This is a genomic window from Flavobacterium sp. UW10123 (genome assembly GCF_040538975.1).
In the GTDB taxonomy this organism is placed as follows: domain Bacteria; phylum Bacteroidota; class Bacteroidia; order Flavobacteriales; family Flavobacteriaceae; genus Flavobacterium.
Genome location: NZ_JBEWQE010000012.1, coordinates 96,272 through 111,096, shown reverse-complemented (window position 1 = coordinate 111,096; position 14,825 = coordinate 96,272). Strand labels below are relative to the sequence as shown.

Below are 14,825 nucleotides of genomic sequence, written 5' to 3'. Positions count from 1 at the left end.
TGTCCCTCTGTCCCTCTGAACCTTTGCACCTAAAAAAGAAAAAAATGAATACACGTAAACTAGGAAATAGCAGTCTTGAAGTCTCTGCATTAGGGCTTGGCTGCATGGGAATGAGTTTTGGATACGGTCCTGCTCATGATAAAAATGAAATGATAAGTCTGCTTCGTTCGGCTTACGAAAAAGGAATTACTTTTTTTGATACAGCAGAATGTTATGGACCATTTTTGAATGAAGAACTTTTGGGTGAAGCTTTAGCGCCTTTTCGTGATAAAGTGGTTATTGCTACAAAATTCGGTTTTCTGGAAGGCGATTCTAAAAAAGGATTAGACAGCCGTCCAGAATGGATTAGAAAAAGCATTGAAGGTTCGTTAAAAAGATTAAATACCGATGTTATCGATTTGTATTATCAGCATCGTGTAGATCCGAATGTGCCTATGGAAGACGTTGCAGGAACTATAAAAGACTTAATTCAGGAAGGAAAAGTAAAACACTTTGGACTTTCAGAAGCTGGAGTAGAAAGCATTCGACGCGCGCATGCTGTTCAGCCTGTAACGGCATTGCAAAGCGAATATTCACTTTGGTGGAGAACTCCAGAGGAAGAAATTTTTCCTGTATTAGAAGAATTGGGAATTGGTTTCGTGCCTTTTAGTCCGTTGGGAAGAGGTTTCCTAACAGCCAAAATTGATGAAAACACACAGTTTGACAGCACCGATTTTAGAAACACGCTGCCTCGTTTTACACCAGAAGCTAGAAAAGTAAACCAAGCGCTAGTTGAATTGCTGTCTAAAATTGCAGCAGAAAAAGGAGCAACAAATGCTCAAATTGCCCTTGCCTGGATTTTAGCCCAAAAACCTTGGATCGCACCAATTCCAGGAACTACAAAATTGCATCGTTTAGAAGAAAATCTTGGTGCAGTAGATTTAGTGCTTTCTGCTCAAGACTTAGCAAAAATCAACGAAGCCGCTTCAAAAATCACAATTGAAGGCTCAAGATATCCAGAACATCTGCAGAAGATAGCGGGGAAGTAAGGTTCAAAGTTGCAAAGGTACAGAGGTACAGAGGTTCAAAGGGACACAGAAAAGACCTTTGAACCTTTGCACCTAAAAGAAAAACCCTCAAGCAATTCAACTCTTGAGGGTTTTGTAAAAATATACAAAGACTTAAAATGTAAAGATTTTTTCTTTTAAAAGAAACCTTTGAACCTTTGCAACTTTGAGCCTTTGCATCTAAAAAAATAATCAATTATTTTTTTACTTTTTGTCTAGGTTTTGTTTCAGCATTTTAGCATGTTCCAAATGTGCTGTTAAACCTGCAATATTGTTAGAAGCCCAAGTTCTTACTTCTTGATCGTTAGCATCTTTTGCGGCTTTTTCTAATTTTTTGATCGCTTTTTCGTGACCATCAATCATCATATCGGCGAATTTTTTGTCAAAATCAACACCCGATTTTTCGTTTAATTTATTGTATTCCTCTTGACCTTCTTCAGTTAAAGAATTTGGAAGAGTAAAGTTTTTCGCTTTTGCTAAAGCACTCACTTCAGAAGCCGATTTTGTATGCTCATCAACAAGCATTTTACCAAATTTTTTCACTTCGGCGTTAGTACTTTTTGTTTGCGCCAGTTTACCGATTTCGATTTCAGCTAAATTAATTTCGGCTTGATCTACCAAAAATTCAGAATCATCTTCTTTGCTGTCAATAGAATCAAATTTTGCTTCGTTTGCATCTTCTGCAACTTCTTTTGGATCTTCTTGTTTGGTTTCGTTTTTACAAGATTGAAGGAATATGATGATAAGTCCTGCTCCTAAAATGGCTTTCCCGGCTAATAATAACTTTTTCATGATTTTAATAGTTTAAATGTTATAATGTAAAATTATTGAGAAGTTAAAGGAATGTCTTACAGGATTTTTAGAGATTGTTATAGGATTAAAATGTAAAGAAAAAAGTGAAGATGCTTTAAGCTTTTTTAATATCATAAAAAAGAATTTACCAATCTCTATTATTTTCTATTATTTCGTTTGCTTTAAAATCATCAAGTCCGAGTTCTTTAGATAAACTTAGTAATTTGTCAAATAAATTTTCAGCTTCAATTGTTGTTATAAAATTTAGTTTCTCGTTTAAACGATTTATTGCAACTATGCTTTTTTTCAATGATGTACAAATATTTTTTGTTTTGCATTCTAACTCAAAAGTGCACAAAATCTTTTCAGTTTTTATTATTGCATCTGCTTCCACAAATTCGATCCATTCATGAAAATGTTTTGTTGCGATTTTTTTCTTCTTTTCATGCTGTTTTTCTTCATCTTGGATTAGTATGCTGTAAATCCAATTGAGATCATCAGGAGAGTGAGATATTTGAGTTCCATTATCATCATATTTACATTGAGCAGGCATAGTAAAATCTCTAATAATTTCTGGTTCAAATTTACTTGTCACATTTGTATTTCCGAAGTATAAAAGTTCATATTTTTTATACTTCTCAGCATCGATTCTTCCATTCTTTATTTTAATTTCTGGAAATTCGTTCCAATGACTTACATATAAAATTGTATCCTTTGGCTTGTATTTTACATTATAGATTTTATTCAAATCTAATTCTTCGATTGATTTAGGAAGTTTGAAAAATGACTTTTCAAATACAACAATAAAATATCCGTATTTAAACTGACTTTCATCATAAGGCTCTGGTAAGTTTGTAGTAATATGAATTATCTGCATAAAGAAAAACTTCTTTCCTATTTGAGTATAAAAGAGATCTCCAATTTTTGGATTTTTTAAAGTATACATTCTATTTACATTTTTAAATAAGAATACAAATTTATGATAGAATATTATTTTTAGTTTCTTATCGAAGGTTAGATTGTATTAGAATAAGGTATAATTAAATTACACAAAAAGCACATTTTACAATTCACTTTCACAATTCCCATCCTAAAAAAATGAAATTTCCAGCAAAAATTCTATAACAGAAAATACTGACTTAATGATGAATTTTGGTATAACAGATTTCGACATAAAGAATGTCAAAATGTTAACCGTAAAATTTAAAGTCATGCCAGATCCAAGAATTAAGAATGAAGAGCAATATGAAGCATTGGTAAAAAAAGGATACAGCAAAGAAAAATCGGCTCGTATTGCTAATACGCCAGACTCAGGAAAAAAAGGTGGAAAAGCAAAGCCTTATAACGAATGGACAAAAGAAGAACTTCTAAAACAAGCCAGTAAAGTGGGCATAAAAGGAAGATCTTATATGAATAAAAAAGATTTGATCGAGTCTTTAAGGAATAATTAAAATTTAAAACAAAACTATTGATGTGATAAAAATTATAATATCATGAATGCAGCAAGAAAAGAACTTTTAATGGATCAATTGATAAAATCACCACATCTAGTAATTGAAAAACTAGACTTAGAATATATTAATGATCATCAGTTAACTATTGTACGCTGCCGCGAAGGAGAAAATTTCGTTTATAAAAAGAACGGAAAGAATGTAAAGAGCAAACATGAAATTAAACGCATTAATAGTCTTGTGCTTCCGCCAGCATGGGAAAATGTTCGTATCACAGATATTACAAACGGACATTTGCAAGCTGTAGGAACCGATCTTAAAAATAGAAAGCAATACCGTTATCATCCAAAGTGGAATTTGATTAGAAACCAAACCAAGTTTTACAAGATTGCAGAATTTGGCGCTAAACTTCCAGCCATAAGAAAACAAGTCGATCTTGATTTGGAGCAAAAAGAATGGTCTAAAGAAAAAGTAACTGCTTTGGTCATTCGACTTATGGAAGAAACGCATATTCGAATCGGAAATGAGAAATATGCAAAAGATAACAAATCGTACGGACTTTCGACTTTAAGAAAACGCCACATCAATATCAATAGAAATTCGCTTCGGTTTGAATTTGTTGGAAAAAAAGGGAAACAGCATACGATTACGACCCGAAATAAACAATTGGTAAAATTGGTAAGCCGATGCGAAGAAATTCCAGGTTATGAGGTTTTTAAATATTACGATAAAAACGGCGAAAGAAAGGTTTTAGACAGTCATGCTGTAAATGAATATCTGCACAATATTTCGGGAGAATATTTCAGTGCGAAGGATTTTAGAACTTGGGCAGCGTCGATTATTTTCTTTGAAAGCCTGATGGAAATAGGAGTGACTTCAGATGAAAAAGAAATCAAACTGAATATTATTACTGCTTTTGATCTGACAGCCGAAGCGCTCGGAAATACTAGAAAAGTATGCAAAGATTATTACGTTCATCCGCTTTTGATTTCGACTTATGAAGACGGTTCTATTCAGCAGTATTTTGATCTGGCCAAGAAAAGTCGAAGTGTCAAAAAGTATTTTACAAAATCAGAAACCGCATTCTCTGAATTGATAAAGAATTACCAAGTCAATTTAGAAGAATCTTGTACATAAAAAAGAGTTTAGGCTTCTCTCCAAAAGCTTAAAAGTTTGAATTACAGACAAAATCATTATTAACTAAAAAACTATTATTATGTTACGTTGGACAGTCATTTTTATTATTCTAGCCATAGTGGCGGGAATATTTGGTTTTGGCGGAATTGCCGCTGGAGCCGCAAGTATCGCAAAAATTTTATTCTTTATATTTTTAGTTCTATTCGTTATTTCGTTAATCAGCGGAAGATCAAAAGTGTAAAAGAAGTATCAGTAAATACGGAACCAATTAAAACGGCACATTTTATTTTGTAAATGTGTCGTTTGTGGTTTCATTAAAAAAAAGCAAATCATGGGAACAAAAAGTGGTGCTTATCAAGATGTATATATCAAAAGAGAAGATGAAATGGTAAGCTTAAAAAATGATGTAACAGATTTTTGTGAAAAATATATAAAGCCTGTCCATCCTAAAAATTGGGACTGGTCGGTGCGTGATTTTGAAAATCCTAAAAATGATCCAACAACTGAAGAAGCAAGAGCGATTGCAAATGTGGTTTTTAAAGACTTAAATGATAAAAAACACACCCATGTTGATCTTTCAACTATGAATAATGTTCATGCCATAAAAGCCTATTTAGATCCAAAAAGTAAGCATGAAGCTTTTAATATGGAAGAATTTGCTTTTGCATTAAAAGTAGAATTGGAACACGGAAGAATAAAAGAGGTAAATGTGACCAATAATCATCCGTTTTTAACCGCTATGATTGCACTTGCACATATGACCGAAAGCTTAACGTATTATAAAAGGTTAAAAGTAATGGAAGCAGAAGGCGAAATTTATGAAATTATTAGAAAAATAGAGACATCGCCAGTTGGTAAAGAAAAATGGTATGTAGAACTAGGAAAAGCAGAGCAAGAGCTAAATGAAGCCAGAGCTGGATTAGCCGAACGTTTAGCGCGAATGGACGATATTCCAGTATTGAAAATTATTGGAGATTAAGTAGTTAAATTTTAAACTCAAAAAAACCGTCTCGTTATTTAACGGGATGGTTTTTTATTTTTACTGATAAGAAAATATTAAAATCGACGGGGATCATTTTCTGGATAGCCTTCGTCATCGTTGTCTTCTTGCACATCGTCTTCGATATAGTCATTATCATCGTTGTCAATATCTTCTTCTATAAAATAGTCGTCATCCTCATCCTCATCCTCATCATCCTCATCCTCATCCTCATCCTCATCCTCATCATCTTCATCGTCAATGTCTTCTAGGACATCTTCGGTTTCGTTGAAGTCGTATTCGTCTTCTTTTAAATCTGAAGGATTGTCAAGTTCGTCGTTTTCTTCGAAATCGTCTTCCAATTCGACTTCATAAATATCGTCGTTATTGTCTTCTAAATCCCTGTCATTATGAAAATCATCATTTAAATCGTCCAAATCATCATCAGCAAAATCTTCCTGCTCTGGATTAGGCCTGTTCGGATCGTAGCCGTTTCTTACCGTATAACCTCGCTCTGCAATTTCGCGATTATCATTATCAGGTTTTTTAACGTCATCTTTAAGATCTTCTGCCAGATTTCGATCATTTGAGAAATGATTTTTCAAATCTTTATTCGTGCTGCTGTTTTTATCTATAGTATTCATGATAGCTGTTTTTTATGATTATATATACAAAGCTAGCATGAAGCTGATGGAATATATTATAAAATTATAAAGTGTAATTCTATAATTAACAGATGTTTAGAATAGAATTTTAAGTTGTAATCATATAACCCTTCTGATTGCGCAGGCAGTAATTTTACTATCATATTAATCATAAAAACTATTACCATGAAAACTACAGATAGTAAAAATGCAAAACAAACTACGCCGAGAGGAGTTACGAAGCCGAAGTCGAATGCAGCTTCGGGATTAACAGAATTATTTGAAGACGGATTAAAAGATATTTATTGGGCAGAAAAAGCGCTGACAAAAGCTTTGCCTGTAATGGTTAAAAATGCTTCTTCTGTTGAATTGAAAGATGCAATTGACAATCATTTAACAGAAACTGAAGAACAGATTGCTCGTTTAGAAGAAGTATTTAAAATTATTGGTAAAAAAGCAACAGCAAAAAAATGCGATGCTATGGAAGGTTTAATTGAAGAAGCCAAAGGAATGCTGGAAGAAACTGAACTTGGAGTAGTGCGCGATGCAGGAATTATTGCGGCAAGCCAGAAAATTGAGCATTATGAAATTGCTACTTACGGCACCTTAAGACAATTTGCAGAAACCCTTGGTCTGCCAGAAGCCGCGACTTTATTAGAACAAACACTCGATGAAGAAAAAGGAGCCGATAAAACCCTTACAGAAGTCGCTGTTAATGCAGTGAATTTGGAAGCTGCCGAAATGGAGTAGTTTTTAAGAAATGAAATAAAAGTGCAGTTTTCGAACTGCACTTTTTAATTATAAAAATTTGAATATATGCCCGAAGGTCCGTCTATAGTAATCTTAAAAGAAGAAGTGCAGCAATTTACCGGACAGAAAATAATTTCTGTATCTGGAAATACCCATATTGATATTTCTCGCCTGAAGGATAAAACCATTTTAGCTTTTAAAACCTGGGGAAAACATTTTTTAATCTGTTTTGATTCATTTACAGTAAAAATTCACATGCTGATGTTTGGAACGTATCGAGTAAATGAACGCAAAGCTTCAAAACCCAGACTGAGTTTAGTTTTTGAAAACGGCGAACTTAATTTTTATACCTGCTCGGTCAAAATTTTAGAAGGCGATATCAATTCTCATTACGATTGGAGTGTTGATGTTATGAATGAAGATTGGAATCCTAAAAAAGCACAGAAGAGTATTGAAAAAATGCCCGAAAAAATGATCTGTGATGTCATTTTAGATCAGGATATTTTTTCTGGAGTAGGCAATATTATAAAAAATGAGGTTTTATACCGCTGTTATGTTCATCCAGAATCTATTGTAGAGAAAATTCCGCCTCATGTCATCAGCCAGCTTATCGCCGAATGCTCCACTTACAGCTTTGAGTTTTTATATTGGAAAAAGAAATTTGAACTCAAAAAGCATTGGGAAGCGTATACAAAAAGTGTGTGTTTGCGATGCAATCTTCCGTTTCAGAAAAAACAGACTGGAGAACGAAAACGCAGAAGTTTTTTCTGCACTAACTGCCAACAATTATATATATGAAAAACCAAGTAACAATAGGCTGTTCCAGTTTCTACAACAGTTTTTGGAAGACTATTTTTTATCCTCAAAATCTTCCTTCCAAAAAGTGGTTCGAATTTTATTGCCATCATTTTGACACCTATGAATTTAATGGCAGTTTTTATAAATTTCCAACCGTTCGTATTTTTCAAAACTGGTACAATAAAACGCCAGAATCATTTTTGTTTTCGGTCAAAGTGCCAAAAGAAATTACGCACATCAAAAAGCTGAAGGATTGTGAAAGTCTTTTAAATGACTTTTATAAAGTTTGTGAGGAAGGAATGAAAGAAAAACTTGCGGCCATTTTGTTTCAATTTCCGCCTAGTTATGCTTTTAGTAAAGAGAAATTAGAAACCATAATTCAAATTCTAGATCATAATTTTAAAAATGTAGTCGAATTTCGCCACGAGAGCTGGTGGAACGATGAGGTATGGAATGCTTTTAAAGAAAATAACATCACGTTTTGCAGTGTCAGTTATCCAAATCTTCCTCAAACTATTTTCAAAGATTTTCCACTGCTTTATATGCGTTTTCACGGAATTCCGAGATTATTCCATTCGAGTTATTCTACAGAAGAGTTAAAACACGTAAATCAGCAGATTCATTCTCAGAAGGGATTTGTTTACTTCAATAACACAGCCAGCGAAGCAGGTATTCTGAATGCTTTAGAATTGAAAAGAATGAATAGTTAGAGTCTTTCTGGTTGCATTTTTTTTAACGCAGAGTTCGCAAAGTTTCTTTATTTTGAGGGTTTAATGCAGATGTGAAAGAGATCGCAAAGCTTTTTGATTGTGGTTAATTTTTTGTTTCTCGCAGATTTTGCAGATCATGCAGATTTACCATGAGAAAAACATTCTGCAGATTAAAAAAATCTGTTTAGATCTGCAAAATCTGCGGGAAAAATGATTATCCGCATACATAAAAAATAAGCACAAAAAGCGCAAAGTGTACGCACAGTATATAAGATAATTTTCTTTGTAAACTTTGCGTATACTTTGCGCTCTTTGCGGTTAAAAAAACTACAATTTCAAACTTCCTTCAATTCCGTCATCCATTGTTTTTCCTGTAATAAGAGCGGCCGTCATTTTTGCAATGGCAACCATTTTTCCGTTTTTGTTGTTCCAATAATAACCATCTTCGGGAACAAATTTAATGACGCTTAGATTTGGGTCATCTACGCCTCCTGGCATCCAGATTTTTACTGCAGGATCCCATAATTTTTCGATAGTTTCTCGATCGTACGAAACGCTTGCCGTTCCATGCAAGGTTAAAAATTTATCATGCGGTTCGGCAAAGAATATTTCAACCATTGGGTTTAATGTGATTTCAGCATTTTGACCGCTGTTTCGATCCGATAAAAACCATAGATTTCCCAAATCATCAATTTTCTGAACAGACATCGGTCGAGATTGTATTCTGTATTCGTTATATGTACAAAACATACACGTTTTAATATGCGCAGCAAGATCTTTTATTTTGTCTACTGCAAATTCATCTGTAAGGTCTTTATGATCGCCCATAACGTTATATTTTTAAGTTTGATATTTAATTATTTGACAGACAAGTAAATATTGTCTAATGAATTTCTAAAAGTAAAGTTGGCGCTTTTTATACTTTTTTAGATTATATAATTAAACTTATAAATTATGAGATTTCAATTCAGTTGTTTTGTAAGAAATTAACTCCTATATTAATTTGTTACATAAAATTGCATTATATTTGGAAGATTAAAATTTCTAAGCCTAAAAATACCATGACAGATTTTACTATATTCTATACCGATGACGATGAAGATGACTTATGTATTTTTGCTGATGCAGTAGAATCTATACCACACAATATCAATTTACAAACGTATTCAGGAAGCCAAAACTTTTTGAATGCTCTTTCTGATTCCTCTATAATTCCGTCTGTTGTTTTCTTAGATTTAAATATGCCTGGAAAAAATGGATTTGATGTTTTGGAAGAACTTCGTAATTCTGATGATAAAAAAGATATCCCCGTAGTAATCTATTCTACATCTAGTGAACCGGGTAATATTGAGAGATGTCTTAAACTTGGTGCCAACTGCTTTATTACCAAACCCGTTTTAATGAGTGACATCATAAAAGCAATAGAACACGCCATGCAGATTGACTGGAAAAAATTTATTCCCAACCAATCTAATTTTGTGTTTAAATATTGATTTCAGATAAATCAGGAATATAAATATTAAAGACAGAACCTTTTCCTTTTTCGCTCGAAACGGTGATAAATCCTTTGTGATTCTCTACAATTTTTTTGACAATCGCAAGGCCAATTCCTGTTCCTTTGTACTCGCTTTCAGTATTTAGACGCTGAAAAACTTCAAAGATTTTATCTTTATAAACAAGTTCAAAACCAATTCCGTTGTCCGAAACTTGAAGATGATGGTATACTTTAAATTCAGCATTAGGAAGCAATTTTCCATCCACTTTGGTAACAGATATTTTTACTTTTGGAGGAATGCCAGGATGTGAAAACTTTAAAGCATTTTCTATCAAATTATGAAGCAGCTGTCTAAACTGAAACTGTATGAGAGTAGCTTCTCCCAAATCATGATATTCTACAATGGCATTTTTTTCTTCAATGCGATCCGAAAAATCGCTTATAACTTCTTCTGCAATTTCGTCAATTTTAACTGTTGTAAAGACACGATCGGCAGAATTGGCGCGAGAATAGGTGAGCAAATCCTGTATTAGATTTTGCATTTTCTTTGCCGAAAATTCAATTCTGGCTAAATAGGTTTTGGCATTCGCCGAAATATTCTGTTCGTCTAAATCGGATAATCGGCTGGCAAAAGTCTGAATCTTTCGCAAAGGCTCCTGAAGATCATGACTTGAGATATATGCAAACGACTGCAGTTCGATGTTCATATTAACAAGATCTCTATTTTTGAGTTCCAGTTGAGTTGTACGTTCAAAAATCTGTTCTTCCAGCTGATTGGTAAAGTTCTTTTGTTCTTCTATATCGGTGCTGGTTCCAACCCACATTTGCACCTTTCCAGATTCGTCTAGTTGTGCAATTGCACGGCTGAGTTGCCATCTGTATTCGCCGTCATAGCGTTTAAACCGGTGAATAAATAGAAAATCATTTCCTGTTTTTACAGACTCCATCCAGAGTTTTACGTTCTCCTCACGATCGTCTGGATGTACAATTTGAAGCCAGCCATTTTTTTCAATTTCTTCCTTCGACAATCCAGAATAATTATATATTGTTTGATTAAAATAATTTAGATTTCCCAAAGTGTCGCTTGTCCAGATAAGTTGTGGCATAGAATCGGCTAGGAGTCTGAATTTTTTTTCGCTTTTCATTAAAACCTGCTGGCTTTCCTTTTCGGTGGTAAAATCCATTACAGTTCCCAGCATTTTAGAAGGTTCTTTATTTTCGTCAAAAAAGATTTTCCCGTGTACTTTAATCCATGCAATCGAATTGTCTAGTTTTAAAATTCGAGCTTCATATTTATAAATTCCCGTTTTTAATGCTTCCGCAAAAGCGTCTAAAACAATATGCTCATCTTCTGGAAGAATACAGCTGCGAATGTCTTGATGTACAATTTTTTTATCTTTTTCAAATCCAAAAATATCTAGAATGGTATCGCTGTAGATTAATTCCTTGGTTTTAAGATTCAAATCCCACATGGCAATTTCGGCAATTTCGGCAGCTAAACGTGCTCTTGCTTCTGCAGTTTCAACTTTTTTCCTCGATTTTACTTTAGAAGTAACATCGTTTACAGTACACATAATGCCCGAAACCATTTCATTTTTTTCGTAGAGCGGTGTATACTCGTAGTCAAGATAGAATTTTTTTAGTTTGCCTTTAATATCGACATAGGCAATCGCTTCATTTTCGCGAATTGTTTTTCCGCTTGCAAGAATATCATGCAATAATTCGGGATATTTTTGATTTTCTAACTCTGGAAAAACTTTCAATAAAGGAATTCCAACACAATCCTTTTCTTCTTTTTGCCAAATATTATGCATCATACTTTTATTAGCCATTTCGATTGTTAAATCGTTGCCTCTAAAAATCGCCATTGCAATTGGCGAATCCATAACAATGTCACGAAAGGCTTTTTCTCTTTCGGCCAATAAATATCTTGTTTTAACTTCTTCAGTAACTTCATAAGCAACAACGGTAACTCCAGTAATGTTGTTGTCTTCTTTTACAGGATAAAAAACAAGATTAAAATAAGCTAATTCTTGTTTGTTGTAACGATTTAAGGTTACAGCAAATTCATCTGCATAATAAGGCTCTCCTGTTTCAAAAACATTTTTTAGGATAGGATATGCTGTTTCTTTCGTTTCGGGAACAGAATCAAAAATAGATTTGTTTAAAATTTCGCTTTCTTTTCTATCAATAATATGAAGATAAGTAGTGTTGGCCATTTCGACAATTAGATCGGCTCCTTTTAAAATACAAATTCCGAGTGGCAATTGTTTAACAGTATTTCTAAAACGTCTTTCGCTTTCTTCAAGTTTTTTTCGAGTCAGTACTTGGTCTGTTGTTTCATTACAGATAACCAAAACACCAGCCGTTTTTCCGTTTTCATCATTTACAGGACTGTAGCTAAAAGTCCAGTAAACATCTTCCATTTTGCCGTTTCTGTAAATCGGCAGCAATTGGTCTTCATGCCATGTTGCTTCGCCTTTGTCCAAAACCTGATCGATTAAAGGTTTTATAAAATCCCAGATTTCAGGCCAGTATTCGGCGCCTTTTTCGCCTAGAATGGATGGATGTTTGCCATCGTTTCCTAAGCTTGGACGATAGGCATCATTATAAAAGCATATATGTTCTGGTCCCCAAAACAGAAACATGGGGAATTTGGAGTTTAAAAGAATTCCTAAAGTAGTGCGCAGACTCTGCGGCCATAATTCTATTGGTCCAACAGCCGTTTTGCTCCAATCTTTAGCACGGGTAAGTTGTCCCATTTCTCCTCCATTTGCCAGAAAAGAATAGTTTTTACTCATTTAAGGTTTCGTATTTATTGGTCTAATAATCAGCTAATTTTCAAAGGATTTTCCATGCTTCAAATTAGCCTCAGTTAAAATTAATAAAAAATAAATATTCATTTAGAGCCCATTTTTGAATGAGGTAACATTAAAATCAATTGAGTTAATTTTATCTCACTTCAATGCGGAAATTTGAATAACAGTTAAAAATATAAAGCAATGAAAAGGGAAGATTCAAAACACGAAACCGATAATATAAAGAGATATCAAGAGGAAGGTTATACGGTAAATTATTTATTCGAAAACGATCAGCTGATAGATTCAGAAAGTAAAGTAGCCTATAAGCCTGAAGATATTTTTATCGTGGCGCATCATCGTTATGAAGGCATGAGTGATCCCGATGATATGTCAATTTTATACATAATAGAAACTAAAGATGGCGGAAAAGGAACTCATTTGCTTGGGTATGGTCCAACGGCCGATTTGGAGGAAGCCGAATTTTTTAAAGATATTCCGAAAGCCAATTATTCCAAAAATGCAGACATAAACGAACTAACATAAAAGGATAAAAATAGATTGGTATTTTTATTTTGCTGATGAGCAGTTGTTTCAAATTTATTTGAGGCAGCTGCTTTTTTTTAGGTGCAAAGGTGCAGAGGGACAAAGGAACAAAGCTTTTTCTTTGGCTAAAGGTTTAAACATATATAGGTTCAGGGCTTTTCTTTGAAGTTTGTTTTTGTTTAAAACGTTTATATACAAAGATTATTTTTAGGTGCAAAGGTGCAGAGGGACAAAGCTTTTTCTTTGTCTAAAGGTTTAACATATATAGGTTCAGGGTTTTTCTTTGAAGCTTGTTTTTATCTAAAACGCTTATATATGAAGATTATAACCTCTGCATCTTTGTTCCTCTGTACCTTTGTCCCTCGAAATAAAAATTATGAAATATCTCTGCAAAATTGTATAAAGGTTTGAAATACAATATGAACGAAATTTGGATTATAGAAATGAGGTAAAAACCATAGTTGGTTTTTGTACGTAAATAGTTACTAACCGATTTATTAAACCAAACCATATAATGAAAAAACTTTACATAAATACTGGAAGCTTTGATGCTGTTTTTAATAATTTGAAGGAAAGTTTTGGCGGAAACTTAAAAGTGAACGCCAAAGAATACAAATTGACAATTAAATCAAAATGGGCAAAAGGGAGTATTTCTGGCGTTCGTTTTGAAAAAGAGATGTCATACCTAAGTTTTGATTTAACTTTCAATCAAGAAATTAGTTTAAGCATCGAATCTAATCCGTTTTCACCTGTATTTTTTGCGTATTGCGAGAAAGGAAATGTTTTGCATAGTTTTGGTGCCAATGGCGCGACTAATTGTCTTAAAAAACAGCAATCTGGTATTTTGAGTAATTCTTCTACGATTAATAGTGTATTGTATTTTCAAAGTCATCAGCAAATTCAATTCTCAATAATCGGTATGCCAACAACAATCGAAAATCAAGCAACTGATTTTGTATCACAAGTAAAAAAAATATTTACGAGCAATTGTGGAAATTACATTTACATAGGAGATAAAAATCACAAAATCGAAGAGAAATTTCAGAAACTTAAAATACTTCCAAACCAAGGAGCACTTCGTTATGTGTTAATGAAAAGCATTTTGCGAGAAATTTTAGAATTAGAGATAGCGCAGCATAGTTATAATTATCTGACTCCATTTGTGCCAATTTTAAACTTTGCCGTTAAACAGTTAACTGAAATCAAGAAACTCTCAGATATAGGTTTCGGACGCATTATAGCACCAGCTTTATATCTTAAAAGAAATTTGCAAGCACGAACACTAAAGGGAAAATACCATTTGGAATTAGAACCTTACAACCAAAAATTAGCTAGCTAGTAAGCATTATCATATCCTTTACTTTCAAAAAAACAGCTTTGACCGAGCTGTTTTTTTCTTTTTACTCTTTTTCAAAATACAGAATAAAATAAACCATTATAAGGTTTAGAATCAGAGATATACTGTTGGTGATAATTATGGGCAGATCGTTTTTTAGAATGCCATAAACCACCCAAATTGCAATTCCGAAGGTAAGTGTGCCAAACATTCTAAGCGAAATCTGCTTTACTTTTTTGGTTTTCCAAACCTTCAGAATTTGCGGAATTGTCGATATTGTCACGCACGCTCCCGCAAAAAGTCCTATTGCATCAATAAAATTCATTTTTTTATTTTTTTAGTT

General features: G+C 33.4%; 17 protein-coding genes. 11 read left to right on the top strand and 6 right to left on the bottom strand.

All coding sequences use genetic code 11. From position 1 onward, the window contains the following. Positions 1–44 precede the first annotated feature (44 nt). Positions 45–1,028, top strand: a complete 984-nt coding sequence (locus tag ABXT06_RS15185) for an aldo/keto reductase (RefSeq protein WP_354591504.1) — start codon at positions 45–47, stop codon at positions 1,026–1,028. A 222-nt stretch (positions 1,029–1,250) separates the two neighbouring features. Here ABXT06_RS15185 and ABXT06_RS15180 read toward each other — a convergent pair whose 3' ends face one another. Together ABXT06_RS15180 and ABXT06_RS15175 are read right to left on the bottom strand one after the other, a co-directional pair. After that, entirely contained in the window at positions 1,251–1,838 is a 588-nt protein-coding gene (locus tag ABXT06_RS15180) for a DUF4142 domain-containing protein (protein ID WP_354591503.1), read from the bottom strand. Positions 1,839–1,983: 145 nt separating this feature from the next. Continuing rightward, positions 1,984–2,784: a hypothetical protein gene (locus ABXT06_RS15175; protein WP_354591502.1), complete on the bottom strand. Its 801-nt coding sequence runs from the start codon at positions 2,782–2,784 to the stop codon at positions 1,984–1,986. 265 nt (positions 2,785–3,049) lie between these two features. Between ABXT06_RS15175 and ABXT06_RS15170 the strand changes: the two genes are divergently transcribed. The 4 genes from ABXT06_RS15170 to ABXT06_RS15155 all read left to right on the top strand — a co-directional run bounded on the left by ABXT06_RS15170 (position 3,050) and on the right by ABXT06_RS15155 (position 5,405). Further along, the gene (locus ABXT06_RS15170) at positions 3,050–3,289 is read left to right on the top strand and encodes a DUF7218 family protein (RefSeq protein ID WP_354591501.1); all 240 of its coding nucleotides are present in this window, start codon (positions 3,050–3,052) and stop codon (positions 3,287–3,289) included. A 42-nt stretch (positions 3,290–3,331) separates the two neighbouring features. Next, positions 3,332–4,426, top strand: a complete 1,095-nt coding sequence (locus tag ABXT06_RS15165) for a DNA topoisomerase IB (RefSeq protein WP_354591500.1) — start codon at positions 3,332–3,334, stop codon at positions 4,424–4,426. Between the two features lie 79 nt (positions 4,427–4,505). Beyond that, on the top strand, positions 4,506–4,667 hold the full coding sequence (locus ABXT06_RS15160; protein WP_354591499.1) for a DUF1328 domain-containing protein: 162 nt from the start codon (positions 4,506–4,508) through the stop codon (positions 4,665–4,667). 90 nt (positions 4,668–4,757) lie between these two features. Continuing rightward, the gene (locus ABXT06_RS15155; RefSeq protein ID WP_354591498.1) at positions 4,758–5,405 is read left to right on the top strand and encodes a DUF5661 family protein; all 648 of its coding nucleotides are present in this window, start codon (positions 4,758–4,760) and stop codon (positions 5,403–5,405) included. Positions 5,406–5,482: 77 nt separating this feature from the next. Here the strand turns inward: ABXT06_RS15155 and ABXT06_RS15150 are convergent, their stop codons facing one another. Beyond that, positions 5,483–6,049: a hypothetical protein gene (locus ABXT06_RS15150; RefSeq protein WP_354591497.1), complete on the bottom strand. Its 567-nt coding sequence runs from the start codon at positions 6,047–6,049 to the stop codon at positions 5,483–5,485. A 186-nt stretch (positions 6,050–6,235) separates the two neighbouring features. On the opposite strand from ABXT06_RS15150, the gene ABXT06_RS15145 reads away from it, so the two are divergent. From ABXT06_RS15145 to ABXT06_RS15135, 3 genes are all read left to right on the top strand, one after another. Beyond that, entirely contained in the window at positions 6,236–6,799 is a 564-nt protein-coding gene (locus ABXT06_RS15145) for a YciE/YciF ferroxidase family protein (RefSeq protein WP_354591496.1), read from the top strand. Positions 6,800–6,865: 66 nt separating this feature from the next. Further along, a complete protein-coding gene (locus tag ABXT06_RS15140) occupies positions 6,866–7,597 on the top strand; it encodes a DNA-formamidopyrimidine glycosylase family protein (protein ID WP_354591495.1) in 732 nt (243 codons plus the stop codon). Further along, positions 7,594–8,307: a DUF72 domain-containing protein gene (locus ABXT06_RS15135; protein WP_354591494.1), complete on the top strand. Its 714-nt coding sequence runs from the start codon at positions 7,594–7,596 to the stop codon at positions 8,305–8,307. The genes ABXT06_RS15140 and ABXT06_RS15135 overlap by 4 nt, the downstream gene beginning before the upstream one ends. 327 nt (positions 8,308–8,634) lie before the next feature. On the opposite strand, the gene ABXT06_RS15130 is transcribed toward ABXT06_RS15135, so the two are convergent. Continuing rightward, positions 8,635–9,135, bottom strand: coding sequence for a pyridoxamine 5'-phosphate oxidase family protein (locus ABXT06_RS15130; RefSeq protein ID WP_202001680.1), 501 nt, complete (start codon positions 9,133–9,135; stop codon positions 8,635–8,637). Between the two features lie 233 nt (positions 9,136–9,368). Here ABXT06_RS15130 and ABXT06_RS15125 point away from each other — a divergent pair, with 233 nt between their 5' ends. Beyond that, positions 9,369–9,800, top strand: a complete 432-nt coding sequence (locus ABXT06_RS15125) for a response regulator (protein WP_354591493.1) — start codon at positions 9,369–9,371, stop codon at positions 9,798–9,800. Here ABXT06_RS15125 and ABXT06_RS15120 read toward each other — a convergent pair. Then, positions 9,790–12,603 (bottom strand): PAS domain S-box protein, encoded by a 2,814-nt coding sequence (locus tag ABXT06_RS15120; RefSeq protein WP_354591492.1) that lies wholly within the window; start codon positions 12,601–12,603, stop codon positions 9,790–9,792. The two genes, ABXT06_RS15125 and ABXT06_RS15120, sit on opposite strands and share 11 nt — an antisense overlap. 201 nt (positions 12,604–12,804) lie before the next feature. Between ABXT06_RS15120 and ABXT06_RS15115 the strand changes: the two genes are divergently transcribed. Together ABXT06_RS15115 and ABXT06_RS15110 are read left to right on the top strand one after the other, a co-directional pair. Continuing rightward, entirely contained in the window at positions 12,805–13,146 is a 342-nt protein-coding gene (locus ABXT06_RS15115; protein ID WP_354591491.1) for a hypothetical protein, read from the top strand. A 514-nt stretch (positions 13,147–13,660) separates the two neighbouring features. Further along, positions 13,661–14,485 carry a hypothetical protein gene (locus ABXT06_RS15110; protein WP_354591490.1) on the top strand — a complete coding sequence of 275 codons (825 nt, stop codon included), beginning with the start codon at positions 13,661–13,663 and terminating at the stop codon, positions 14,483–14,485. A gap of 61 nt (positions 14,486–14,546) precedes the next feature. Here ABXT06_RS15110 and ABXT06_RS15105 read toward each other — a convergent pair whose 3' ends face one another. Beyond that, positions 14,547–14,807, bottom strand: a complete 261-nt coding sequence (locus ABXT06_RS15105; protein WP_354591489.1) for a SemiSWEET family sugar transporter — start codon at positions 14,805–14,807, stop codon at positions 14,547–14,549. Positions 14,808–14,825 lie beyond the last annotated feature (18 nt).